Raw genomic sequence first — 13,246 nt, 5'->3', positions numbered from 1 at the left:
CGGTGCGGCGCAGTCGAGAGCACAACCAACCCATCGCTGGATAAAGCCCCGCAAATGCGCACACCCTTCTGAGTTCCTGCACAGCGCGGCGGGGATAATGCTTCGTCCTCTCGACGGAGCTCCCATGTCTCAGCCCGTTCCCGTCATGCGCGCCTATGACACCATCAAGCCGCTGTTGTGGTTGGTGTCGCTGGCCATCTTCATGCAGATGCTGGATGCGACCATCGTCAATACGGCGCTGCCGTCGATGGCGCGCAGCTTGCGCGAGAGTCCGCTGCAGATGCAGTCGGTGGTCTTCAGCTATGCGTTGGCGGTGGCGATGTTCATCCCGGCCTCGGGCTGGATCGCCGACCGTTTCGGCACGCGCCGCACCTTCCTCGCCGCGATCATCGTGTTCACGCTGGGCTCGCTGCTGTGCGCCGCCGCGCAGCAGTTGCCGCAGCTGGTGGCCGCACGCGTGGTGCAAGGCATTGGCGGTGCGATGTTGCTGCCGGTCGGCCGGCTGGCGGTGCTGAAGACCGTGGCGCGCGCCGACTTCCTGCGGGCGATGAGCTTCATCGCGATCCCGGCGCTGATCGGGCCGCTGATCGGGCCGACGCTGGGCGGCTGGCTGGTGGAGATCGCCTCCTGGCACTGGGTGTTTCTGATCAATCTGCCGATCGGCGTGATCGGATTCATCGCCGCACTGAAGATCATGCCGGACCATTACGGCGACGCACGCAAGCGCTTCGATCTGGTCGGCTATCTGATGCTGGCGTTCGGCATGGTGGCGCTCTCGCTGGCGTTGGACGGCATTGCCGAGCTTGGCCTGCGGCATGCGTTCGTGATGTTACTGGCGATCGGCGGGCTGGCCGCGCTGGCCGGCTATTGGCTGCATGCGGCCAGCGCGCCGGCGGCGCTGTTCCCCTTGGCGTTGTTCAAGGTGGCCAGTTACCGCATCGGCATTCTGGGCAATCTGTTCGCGCGCGTCGGCAGCGGCTCGATGCCGTTCCTGATCCCGCTGCTGCTGCAGGTGGGCCTGGGCATGAGCCCGATGAATGCCGGGCTGATGATGGTGCCGGTGGCGCTGGCCGGCATGGCTGCCAAGCGCGCTGCGGTGAAGCTGGTCGGCCGCTTCGGCTACCGCCGCATCCTGATGCTCAACACCGTGCTGGTGGGCCTGGCGATGGCCAGCTTCGCGCTGATCAGTGCGGGCCAGCCGCTGTGGCTGCGGGTGCTGCAGCTGGCCTGCTTCGGCGCAGTGAACTCACTGCAATTTACCGTCATGAACACGGTGACCTTGCGCGACCTGGACCGTGACCAGGCCAGCCCTGGCAACAGCCTGCTGTCGATGGTGATGATGCTGGCTACCGGGTTCGGCGCGGCAGCGGCAGGTAGCTTGCTGGCGGCGTTCAACACGCATCTTGGCGACAGCCACGGCGCTACTGCGGCGTTGCACGCCACCTTCCTGTGCGTCGGCGCGATCACCTTGTCGTCGACGCTGATCTTCTGGCAGCTGGCCGAAACGCTGCCGCATCCCAAGCAAGTGGAGGAAGTTGCCGAGTGAGCAGGCTTGGGTGATGCGGGTGGTGCCGCGCTCATGGCAGTTGATTGCTGCCGCGGCATGCGCGTGCGGTGCTCGTTACGGCGGCTACGTGACTGCAGTGGGCGCCCACAATTTCGGCGCGTTTGCGCATCCCGCCATCACGCCGCCAGCTATCAGTCACGCTGGCGCGTTCTGATGCGCGTGGCATCGCGGACACGTGCACTTACGCCTCACCACCTAATGCATAGCCGGCCACGCTCCCCAGCCGAAACGCACCGGCAACGGATGCAGGCGGCATGCTGCTTCAGCACTTGGACAAGCGAACGACGCTCTCGCTTTTTTCGTGGATGGCATGCCCTGCGAAGCCGAGGGCAATCTCTGCATCGCGCACCAAGCCCGCGCTACAACTCCTCGCGCGGACGCACTCGCCGTAACGCGTCGGCAATCGTATCGGCCAGCATGTCGCCGGTGAGCGGTTTGCGCAGGAAACTGTCGAAGCCTGCCTGCTGCGCGGTGGGTTCGGCGGCTTCGTCGGAGCGTGCGGTCACCGCAATCAGCGGCATGTCATAGCCAAACACGCGCAACTGCCGCGCCAGTGCGAACCCGTCCAGCCCGGGCAGATCCAGATCCAGCAGTGCCAGATCGAATGCGTTATCCGCGGCCTCGGTGAGGGCGGCCAACCCGTGCGGTGCGTGCACCACCGAGTGCCCTTGCGCACGCAACAGGCCCACGATGACCTCGGCGATGGTGGGTTCGTCTTCCACCAGCAGGATGCGCAAGGGCGCCACGTTTGCGCTGTCGCGTGCCACCTCGCCGGCCAGCACGGCATTGGAGGCAACCCAGCGCAGCGGCAGGTCGACGACAAAGCGCGTACCTGCGCCCAGGCGGCTGATCACTTCGATATGCCCGCCCATCGCCATCGCCAGCTCCTGGCAGATGGCCAGGCCCAGGCCGCTGCCGCCGTAGCGCGAGGTGGTCTTGGCGCCATCGCCCTGCTCGAAGCGCTGGAACAGGCGCGCCTTCTGGTCGGCATTGATGCCCGGCCCGGTATCGGCCACCTCGAAGCGCAGCCCCTGGTAGGAACCGAGCGTGCTGAGCTTGAGCCCGACCACGCCGCGCTCGGTGAACTTGATCGCGTTGCTGAGCAGGTTGAGCAGGATCTGGCGAATACGGGTGGGGTCGCCGCTGGCGGTAATGTCGCCAAGCAATCCGACTTCCAGGCTGAAACGCAGCCCACGCTCCTGCGCCAGCGGCGCCATCAGCGCTTCCACTTCGGCCACCAGCTGGCGCACCGAAAACGGCTGCAGATCCAGCTCCAGGCGACCGGACTCGATGCGCGCCAGATCCAGCGCATCGTTGACCAGCCGCAGCAGATGCGAGCCGGCGCGCCGGATCGATTCGGTATAGCTGCGCTGCTTGTGGTCCAGCTGGGTCTTCAGCAATAGCTCGCTCATGCCCAGCACACCGGTCATCGGCGTGCGGACCTCATGGCCGAGCGTGGCCAGGAAGCGTGTCTTGGCCAGCGACGCCTGCTCGGCCAGCTCCTGCTTGTGCACGGCCAGCTGCCAGGCATTGAGGCGGCGCAGGCGGCGGCGATACAGCAGCACCACCGCCACCACGACACACAGCGCCAGCAGGGTGAGCAGCACCAACCCCCACGGACTACGCCACCACGGCGGCAGCACCTGGAACGTCAGCGTCTGGCTGGCCGACCAGATGCCGTCGGCAGTGCGGCCCTGCACTTCCAGCGTGTAGTCGCCCGGTGGCAGGCGCGAGAACAGGCGCTCGCCGCTGGGGCCGACATCGATCCAATCCGGGTCGTAGCCACTGAGGCGGAAGCGGTAACTGGACGAATCTGGATGCGTAAAGGTGGGCATGCGCGCAACGATGTGCAGGTCGCGGTCGTCGTCAAGAATGGTGAGCGGCTCCTGCCCGGTGATGTCGAGACCACGCTCGCCACGCCGTACCCCAACGCGCTCGATGAGCAGTGGTGGCCTGCGGGTATTGGGATGCATCGCGGTGGGATCGAACACCACCACCCCATCCGGCGCCGCACCGACAATCTGCCCGCCAGTGGCCTGCACCAGTGTCCGGTTGATCATCAGCGGGTTGGGCAGGCCGTCGTGCACGCCGTACACGCGCACCAATTTGCTGCCGGGGTCGATCCGGATCAGCCCACGCTGGCTCGACACCCACGCCACCCCACCGGCATGGACCACCAACCCGTTGGGCGCCACCATCGGGAATTCCTGGTCCTTGCCGATGCTGTCCAGCAGCTTGAGCTGGGTGCCGTCCCACAGATACCGGCGTATTTCGCCGACCACGCCCAGCCAGACCACGCCGCCTTCGGCGAACCGAAACACATAGGTGGCCTGGGACGGCGCACCGGGAACCGGCACAAACCGATCCGCACGCGGGTCCCAGCGCCGCAGACCGGCATTGTTGGACAGCCAGACCTGGCCGTCCGGGCCGGTGCCGATGTCCAGAATGGTCAGCGGCTCCAGCCCATGCGTGCCGTTGACGATGGTCCGCACCAGGGTGCCCTGTGCATCGCGCAGCTGCAGGCCGTATTCGAGCACCGACACCCACAGCTGCCCCTGCCCATCCTCTGCCATCCACAAGGGGCGATCGGCGGCCCCCTCGGCATCAGGTGCCACATCTGCACGGATGGGCAACCGTTTGACCTGCCGGGTCCGCGGGTCGTAGCGCACCAGCGTGCCTTCCACGCCAATCCAGACCACCCCACGTGTGTCCTCGAAGACCGAGTCGGGCGGATGCAGCGGGTCGATGTGCTCCAGATGCGTCTGCAAGCGGCCGGTGGCAGGGTCGAGCCGTTCCAGCACACCTTTGCTGCCGACCAGCCACACCCCGCCCGAGGCCGAGGCGACAGTCGCCAGAACTGACGTATTGGCCAGCGAGTGAGGCTCCTTGGGGCGATGCGCCAACACCGCAAAAGTGTCCCAATGCGGCAGCAGGTGCCACAGGCCGCCTTCCAGCGCGGCAAACCACAGCCCGCCTTCCCGATCCTCGTAGGAGTCGATCCAATTGCGATTCACCAAACTGTGCGCAGTGAAACTGTAGATCGGCACGCGGACCACGTCGGTGCCGGTCTCAGACAGCGCCATGCCGGCGTTGGTATCGAGCCAATAGCGCCCACGACGATCGCGCAACAAGACGTTGTAGACACGCTGGTTCGCGGGCAGGTTTTGCCACGGATGGGGACTGAAACGCCCCTCGGCATCCAGGCGAAACAGCTCGCCTGCTCCATCGGTCACCCACAACGTATTGCCATCGCGCTCCAGACGCAGCCGGCCCACCGTCTGACTGCTTCCCGGCAGCGCCACACGCGTGAACTGCTTGCCGTCCCAGCGCACCAGCCCGCCCGGGGTTGCAATCCACAGCGTCCCGTTGGGCGCCACCCGGAGTGCGTTCACCGCGTCGGCGGGCAGGCTGGCCGAGTCGCCGGGCACATTCAAGAATTGCTGCATGCTGCCATCGGGGCGGCGGCGATACAGCCCGTTCGCTGCAGTGCCAAGCCAGATGTCGCCGTTCGGGGTCTGCGCCAGGGACCACACCGTGATCTGGCGCAATTCGGGGAACTGCGCATTCTCCAGGGGCTTGAAGGTGCGTGTCTTGGCTTCGAGAAAACCGGCACCGCCATTTTCAAAGCCCATCCAGACCCGGTTGTCCTGATCGACGCAGATGGTCCAGATCGCGTTACCGGTCAGGCCTTCTTCCATCCGCCAGATGCGGTAATTACGCCCATCGAAGCGGGCCAGCCCGTCGTCGCTGGCCAGCCATAGGTAGCCCTGCTTGTCTTCGGCCAGTTCACCAATGACGTCCGATGGCAACCCGTCTGCAACCGTGACCTGATTGGGCACCGGCATCACCGGCGCACGCGTGGCCAGTGCCGGTGACACGGTCACGCACAGGCCCAGCAGCAATAAGGCGACAACCCAATGGAGAACAGACGGAAAAAGGCGCACTGGACACGTTTCACGACAAGTCGCCGCATAGTGCGGGCCACGCGCTGCGCCGGCAAGCGCGAGCAACCTCAAGCGTTCACGCTGGCAATCCGCGACGGGTTGCGCACCGCACTGCTCCGCTGGGCCATCGGCTGCGTGCGTGCAGTGTCTTACCGAGCCGCGCCAGCAGCGAGGCATCTGTACTTGCAAACGCATAGCGCTGCGTTAGTAGCGTCACCGGCTTGCCCGGATCAGGCCGGCAGCCCGCGGCCAAGCAGCGCGCATGTCGTTACCGACGCGGGACGCATCACGTGGGTCCTAGTCGAGTGGCAGCTCTACCGCCACAGGATCGACTACTGCCGAGTGCGATCGTCGCCACGCATTGCTGGGCGAATCGAAGCGTTGCACTACCGCTCGGCGCCGCGTTGACCAGCGCTGCGCCGGGTTTCACATCCGCTCGCCAGTAGAAGATCGCCAGTGACCGACGTCGACAAGTCACCCAAGCAGCGGCGTTGCCCGGTCACGCTCGCGTGCCACCGCCTGCACGGCGGCGATCGCTTCGACCAGCATGTCGGCAGTGACCGGCTTGCGCAGGAACCCATCGAATCCGGCGGCCTGTGCCTGGGTTTGTGCGTCGCCATCGGCGCGTGCGGTCACCGCCAGCAGTGGGAATGCGTGCCCGAGCCGACGCAGTTGCGCCGCCAGCGCGAAGCCGTCCAGCCCGGGCAGATCCAGGTCCAGCAGCGCCACATCGAACTCGCCGTCGACCGCTTCGGACAAGGCCGCCAAACCGTGTGCGGCATGCACCACCCGATGGCCGCGCCCGGCCAACAGGCCGCTGATCACCTCGGCCACAGTGGGGTCGTCTTCCACCAGCAGGATGCGCAGCGGTGCGCCGGCTGGCGTTCGCGCCTCACCGGCGACCGGACGCAGGGGCGAGCGGTCGATCGGCAACGGCAGATCCACCGTGAACTGGGTGCCGACCCCGAGCCGGCTGCGCACGCGAATCTTGCCCTTCATCGCCACGGTGAGTTCCTGCGAAATGGCCAGGCCCAATCCGCTGCCCCCGTAGCGCGCATTGGTGCGCGCGCCCTCGCCCTGTTCGAAGCGCTGGAATAGGCGTTTTTGTTGCTCCGGTCCGATGCCCGGCCCGGAATCGCGCACCTTGAAACGCAGGCAGTCGCCATGCTGGCTGACGGTGAGCCCCACCTCGCCGCGCTCGGCGAACTTGATCGCATTACCCAGCAGGTTGATCAGGATCTGGCGCACGCGCGTGGCATCGCCCACCACCACCAGCGCGGCGGGCAGCTGATTGCGATAGTGAAAGCGCAGGCCGCGTGCCTCAACGATGGGATGCATGAAATCGGCCAGTTCCTGGGCTAGCTGCGACGGCTCGAACGGCTGTTGCACCAGTTCCAGCTTGCCGGCCTCGATGCGCGCCAGATCCAGCGCGTCGTTGACCAGCCGCAGCAGATGCGCACCCGCCTTGCGGATCGCATCGACATGGCCGCGCTGTTTTGCGTCTAGCGGCGTGGCCAGCAGCAACTCGCTCATGCCCAGCACGCCGGTCATGGGCGTGCGCACTTCATGCCCCAGCGTTGCCAGGAAGTTCGACTTGGCAATCGATGCCTGCTCGGCTAGCTGCTGACGCTGCCGCGCCAGCACCCATTCCTGCTGACGCCGCACCCGCCGCCGCCACGCCCACACACCCAGACCGAACAACAACAAGCACACCGCCGCCGCGACCATCTGCGCCGCCGGACTCAGCCACCACGGTGGCTGCACCTGCAGCGTCAACGCTGGTGCGGCGACCCAGTCGCCGGTGCCTGCGCGTGCCTGTACCTGCACCTGGTAGTCGCCCGGCGGCAACCGCGAGATGACACGCTCGCCGGTTGCGCCCTGCTCCACCCAACGCTCGTCGTAGCCGTCCACGCGATAGCGATAACGGGCAAGCCCCGGATCCACGAACGACAGGAGCCGTGCGCTGATGCGCAGGTCGCGGTCACGGGCCTGCAGCACGATCGGCCGCTTGTGTGGCACCTGCTGCGGGCGTTCGGCATCGTTGCGGCGTACCTGTACCGACTGGATCACCAACTGCGCCTGCGGCACCGGGGCGAACGGCCGCGTGGGATCGAACAACACGATGCCGCTGGTGGTCAGCGCCAACACCTGCCCGCTGGGGCCGGTCACTGGCGGACGCATCGAAAATTCGCTGTCCGGCAGGCCGTCGCGTTGACCGAACATGCGCACCTGCGGTTGGCCGCGTCGGTAGGCGAACAAGCCACGCGAGGTGGTGGCCCACACAGTGTCCGTGCCCCCTAGCGCTAGGCCACGGATCTCGGTGGCCGGCATCCCCTGCGCATGGCCCACGCGCTCAAGCAGCGTGGCTTTGTGACCATCCCAACCATATCGCTCAAGCGCCCCGGGGCGCCCGGCCCAGAACTCGCGTGGCGACACGAATGCCAGTGCATAGACCTCATGCTCGGCATCGTCGATCACCCGGCGGAAGCGCTCGCCCTGCCAGACCCATAGGCCATCGCCAGCCGCTACCCAGGCCGAGCCGTCTGGCCGGATGGTGAGCTGCTGCACCATGCCCCCGACTTCGCTGAGATCGGTCCCGAAGCGGAACTCCGCCAGCAGGCGCCCGTCTGCGGCACGCCGTTGCACGCCGCCTTCCACGATCGACAGCCAGAACTCGCCATCGATCCCGCGCGCCATCAACTCCGGTCGCTGGCTCTTGTCCTGGTTAACTTGCAGCCCAAGCCGGCGCTTTTTGCCGGTCGCAGGGACGTAGTGGGTGACGTCATCCCGCAGCGCAATCCACAGGCTGCCGTCGGCGTTGGGCAACACCGATTGCACAGTGCCACCCCCGAGCGCCGCGCTGTGTACCACCGGCACCACGTCGCCCTGTGCACCAAGCCGATACACCCCGTCGCCGGTGGTCACCAGAAAACTGTCGCCATCGGCAGCGGCATTGACCAGGTACAGGCTTTCCAGCGGTTTGCCCTGGGTCTGCAAGATGGTGGAAAAGCGCTGCCAGTCCGGCGGCAGATAGGCCAGGCCCTGCGAAATCAGCCCCAGCCACAGCCCGCCCTGGCGATCCTGCAGCAGATCGAGCACGCCACTTTCTGCGGTGAGAAATCCGCTGCCACGGTCGCCCTCCATGACCCGCAACGCGGTCTCTCCGGGGGCCACGCGAAAGAACCCGTCGGCGGCAGCGACCCAGTAGCCCCCGTGGACGTCGTGCACCACGGTCCCGGCGCGCACGTTCTCCGCGCCCTTCCACGGCGCAGGCTCCAGCACGCCAGCGGGCGTGACCCGGTACTGGCCCTTGCTGCTGCCGACCCACAACGTGCCATCCGGATCCTTGCTGAGCTTGAAGACCGTGGCACTCAGGCGCTCGGGCGCAATGCGCACGAAACGCTCGCCATCGCGCACCACCAGCCCGCTGCCGGTGCCGATCCACAACCGGCCGCGTGCGTCGGTCAGCATGCTCATGATGGTGTCGCTTGGCAGCCCGTCCGGCGCATTGGGCGTGGCACGGAACACCGTGAGCCGGCCGTCTTCTTCGCGCCTGCACAGGCCACCGTTGCTGGTTCCGATCCAGAGTGCGCCCTGCGCCTGTGCCAGCGCCCACACCTGACCGGCGCAGGCGTTGCTGACGGCGGGAAAGCTGACAAAGCCCTCGCGCTCGGCATCGAACATGGCCAGCGGCGAGCCATTGATGCCCAGCCAAACCCTGTCGCGGTCATCGACCAGCAGCGTTTCCACTTCGTTGCCGGGGATCGAGCGCGCGCTCAGTGGGTCGTGCTGCCACACCTGCAAGCCGATGCCGTCATAGCGCGCCAGCCCATCGCTGGTCGCGGCCCAGACATAGCCTTGCCGGTCCTGTGCCAAGGCCAGCACCATGCGAGAGGGCAAGCCATCGCCCGGACCGAACCGGCGCATGCGTGGTGTTTCGATCTGCTCTGCCGCCAGCGCACTCGCGCCCATCAGCAGCAGCACCGCCGCCAGCACCCAGCTGGCATGTTTCCGCATCTGCACTGTGATCCCCATCGTCCCTGCATTCCCCAATGCCATCCGCCAGTCGCACTGTACCCGCACGCTGGCGTTCAGGACTCAGACCGGCGTCTCCGGCGGCGCCTGGTCCATCGCATCGTCGGCCAGGACCTGGGCCAAGGCCTGTGCCAGCAGGTCACCGGTGAGCGGCTTGCGCAAGAACCCATTGCATCCGGCGGCCAGCGCCTGCGGTTCGGCATCGGCATCGGCGCGCGCGGTTACCGCCACGATCGGGAAGCGCACGCCGCGTGCGCGCAGCTGCGCCACCAGCGCCGCGCCATCAAGCCCAGGCAGGTCCAGGTCGCACAGGCCCGCGTCGAAGCTGCGCGCGCTCACCTCGGCCAATGCCGCAAGGCCATGCAACACGTGCGTGACGTGATGCCCGCGCCCCTGCAGCAGGCCAACAATCACCTGCGCCACGGTCACGTCGTCTTCGACCAGCAACAACTGCAGCGGCGCCTGGTGCACCGGCGGAACCGCACGTGCCACCGCGGCGGTCGAAGGCGCCGGCGTGCTCACCCAGCGCAGCGGCAGCTCCACCACGAAACAGGCGCCCTGGCCCAACGCGCTACTGACGCCCACCGACCCGCCCATCGCCGCTGCCAACTCACGACAGATCGCCAAGCCCAGCCCGCTGCCCCCATGCCGCGTGGTCGTGCGCCCTCCTTCGGCTTGTTCGAAACGCTGGAACAGCCGCCCACGCTGCTCTTCACTCATGCCTGGCCCGGTGTCGCTGACCTCCACGCGGATGCCGTCGCCAGCCTGCAGGGGTAACACGCGCAGGCGCACCTGCCCGCGCTCGGTGAACTTGACCGCGTTGAACAACAGGTTGAGCAGGATCTGCTGGACCCGGTTCGCATCGCCATGCAGCGCGCGCGGCAGGCTCTCATCCAGGTGGCACTCGAACACAAGCTGCTTCTGTTCGGCACTGGGCCGCACCAGGTCGACCACCTGCCGGATCAACTGACGCAGATCGAAATCGCGATCGTCCAACGCCAGCTTGCCCGCCTCGATACGCGCCAGATCCAGCGCATCGTTGACCAGCCGCAGCAAGTGCTTGCCCGCCGACTGGATCGCACTGGCATAGCCCTGCTGGCGCCCATCCAACGGCGTTTGCAGCAACAACTCACTCATGCCCAGCACGCCGGTCATGGGGGTGCGCACTTCATGCCCAAGCGTCGCCAGAAAACGCGTCTTCGCCTGCGAGGCCTGTTCGGCGAGCTCACGCTTGTGCTGCGCCAGTTGCCATTGCGCACGCATACGCACGCGCCGGCGATAAGCGGCGGCGAGCAAGACACCCAACATCATGCCGACCAAGACCATCACGGCGATGCCGAGACGGCTACGCCACCAGGGCGGGTTGACGGTGAATCGCAGCGATCGCACCTGCGAGCGGTTGCCCAGCGGATCAACGCCTTGCAAAGCAAGTTCGTAGGTGCCCGCAGGCAGGCTGGCAAATTCTCGGAGACCTGCATTGCCCGATGCTTGCCATTCCGTATCGAAGCCTTTCAAGAAGCTCCAGTAACGGTTGGACAGCGGATCGTTATAGGACAGCAGCCGCGTCACAACTTGTAGCTGCCGATCGTCAGGGCCAAGCTGGAAGGGACGATCGGCCGGCAGCACCTTACGCGCGCCGTTGCGCAGCACACTCACCTGTTCCAGCTGCAATGCCGGAACGAAAGGTGGGACATCCGGCATTGCGGTATCCAGCAAGAGCGTCGAGCCATCGCTGGTGGCGCCGATCAACGTGTCGTCCACCATCACGAGACAGTGCTGGATGAATTCCTGACTGGTCAATCCATCCCGGGTGCCGATATTACGCACCCGCGCTGGTGTGACAGAGGGATCGATCCGCCAAAGACCGCGCAAACTGGAAATCCAGATCCTGCCACGTGGATCCATCTGCATCGCCGATGCATCGAATCCCGTCATCCCATCGGCTTGGCCCACTTGGCGAACACGCGTCCAGCGCGTTGCAGTCTGGCGCCACTCTTCTGCACCGGTCGATCGGTACACCCAAACAGCCTTGGGCGACTGACTGGCAAACGCCTGTATGGCCGGCCCCTCAAAGCCCGTAACCGGCACGAACCGGTTGGAAGGGGCGTCCCAGGCAAACATTCCACCTTCGCCGGCCACCCAGACGCGTCCATCAGGCCCCTTCTCAAGCTGCAGCACGGTGATGTCACGCAAGCCATGTGGATCCTGCGCCGTAATTTGTTGCAGGACACGGCCGGTGCGCAGATCGCGCTGCTGAATCATGTCGATGAAGGTCACCCACACCGTATCGCCATCTTCGGTCAGCCATTCCGCGCCAGAAAACGCAGATGCCGGGTCCGTACCGTCCGATGGCCAGTGCGTGAATTCACCGGTACGCAGATCCATCCGTGACAGACCAAAACTCAGGTTGCCCATCCACACGCGCTGCAGGCGATCCTCCAGGGTCGAGACCAATTCCATCCCTTTCAGATGCTTCGACTGAATTCCCGTCTGAAAGACGTCCCCATTACTTGGATCGACACGCAGCAGCCGGCCTTCCGTATCCACCTGCCACAAACCACCGGAACGCTTGGCCGGAGCAAGGTTGCAATAAATGGCATCGCCATTGGGCGCAACCGCCTTCAGTACCGCGCTCCGTTTCCAGTCGGCCGGCAGATATCCAAGGCCAGTCCCGTGCATCGGCACCCAGAGACCGCCATCGGCGGCGCCGAACAACCCGATAACGTTGCGCCGCGACAGCTGGCCTTCTCCGTTGAAGACAGGCACGGGTGGGCGCTCGCCACGCGTCCGCCACAGACCGCGTCCGCTTCCCAGCCAGAATTCACCGTCAGGCGCAGCAACAGCGCCCCAAAATTCGTTGCCGTTTCCGAACATGCTCGACCATGGAAGCGGCAACCATCGGTCGCCCGGGCCCATGACATGCAAACCCGACTCGCTCCCCAGCCACAGCCGGTCCCCGGTCCATTGCAGGCCAAAGATGGCCGACTGACGACTTGGCTCACCTGGGACGTATTCGCGATGCAGCCGCTTGCCATCGTAATAGGCAAGGCCATGACTGGTTCCGATCCACAACCGATGCCGCGTGTCCGTGGTCAGATTCATGACGATGGACTCACCCAGGCCGCCTTCGACCGCGTCCAGGTCCACCGACGACATCTTTCCGCGGGAATCGACACGGACCAATGCGCCCGTCGTCGTGCCGGCCCAGATGGCATGATCGAAGCTGGCGATGCTGTAAATCTCGCCGCCCTTTAGCGCCGGGTGATCTGCAGCGTGGTAATGCCGAAAGCTGGTGCGAGCGGCGTCCATGACGCTGAGGGTCTTGCCGCAGCCAATCCAGACCCTGTCCAGCGCATCAATGTGGAGCGCCTGGACGGCATTGCAGGACAGCGATCCCGGGTCAGTCGGATTGTTTCTCCACGTCTTGAACCCGGCGCCGTCATACCGCACCAGACCGTCCAGCGTGCCAAGCCATAGATACCCCGCGCGGTCCTGGCCGATCGCAATCACCATGGTGGACGGCAGCCCGTCGCTGGGACCTACAGTCCGGAAGCGAGGGATCTCGGGAATCTTCGCCGCACACGGAAAGGCGCCCAGCAGCGCGACCAGCACGACGAACAACAGCAAACGCATGTGGGCATCCTTTCCACGTCCAGCCGGCATGCTCGCAACGGATCGTTGCGAACGCAAGCCAAGCGCG

The 13,246-nt window shown here is 65.9% G+C and carries 4 protein-coding genes; 1 reads left to right on the top strand and 3 read right to left on the bottom strand.

Features of this window, described 5'->3' with window-relative positions:
• Positions 1 to 124: 124 nt before the first annotated feature.
• Positions 125 to 1,546, top strand: a complete 1,422-nt coding sequence (mdtD, locus tag QRM60_RS11720; RefSeq protein ID WP_042594675.1) for a multidrug transporter subunit MdtD — start codon at positions 125 to 127, stop codon at positions 1,544 to 1,546.
• Positions 1,547 to 1,926: 380 nt separating this feature from the next.
• Here mdtD and QRM60_RS11715 read toward each other — a convergent pair whose 3' ends face one another.
• The 3 genes from QRM60_RS11715 to QRM60_RS11705 all read right to left on the bottom strand — a co-directional run bounded on the left by QRM60_RS11715 (position 1,927) and on the right by QRM60_RS11705 (position 13,179).
• Positions 1,927 to 5,412 (bottom strand): ATP-binding protein, encoded by a 3,486-nt coding sequence (locus QRM60_RS11715; protein ID WP_285446268.1) that lies wholly within the window; start codon positions 5,410 to 5,412, stop codon positions 1,927 to 1,929.
• 573 nt (positions 5,413 to 5,985) lie between these two features.
• Entirely contained in the window at positions 5,986 to 9,528 is a 3,543-nt protein-coding gene (locus QRM60_RS11710; RefSeq protein WP_193589183.1) for a hybrid sensor histidine kinase/response regulator, read from the bottom strand.
• An 81-nt stretch (positions 9,529 to 9,609) separates the two neighbouring features.
• A complete protein-coding gene (locus QRM60_RS11705; protein WP_115556498.1) occupies positions 9,610 to 13,179 on the bottom strand; it encodes an ATP-binding protein in 3,570 nt (1,189 codons plus the stop codon).
• Positions 13,180 to 13,246 lie beyond the last annotated feature (67 nt).

The sequence above is a fragment of the Xanthomonas sp. fls2-241-TYG-148 genome (assembly GCF_030208815.1).
Taxonomy (GTDB): Bacteria; Pseudomonadota; Gammaproteobacteria; order Xanthomonadales; family Xanthomonadaceae; genus Xanthomonas; species Xanthomonas campestris.
Note: the sequence above shows the minus strand (reverse complement) of the source record. Positions and strands in the feature narration are given on the sequence as shown.

Excerpts from the sequence above, each read along its gene's own strand:
- QRM60_RS11715 (WP_285446268.1), bottom strand. The coding sequence starts at position 5,412 with ATGCCGGTGCCCAATCAGGTCACGGTTGCAGACGGGTTGCCATCGGAC.
- QRM60_RS11705 (WP_115556498.1), bottom strand. The coding sequence starts at position 13,179 with ATGCGTTTGCTGTTGTTCGTCGTGCTGGTCGCGCTGCTGGGCGCCTTT.
- QRM60_RS11710 (WP_193589183.1), bottom strand. The coding sequence starts at position 9,528 with ATGCGGAAACATGCCAGCTGGGTGCTGGCGGCGGTGCTGCTGCTGATG.
- mdtD (WP_042594675.1), top strand. The coding sequence starts at position 125 with ATGTCTCAGCCCGTTCCCGTCATGCGCGCCTATGACACCATCAAGCCG.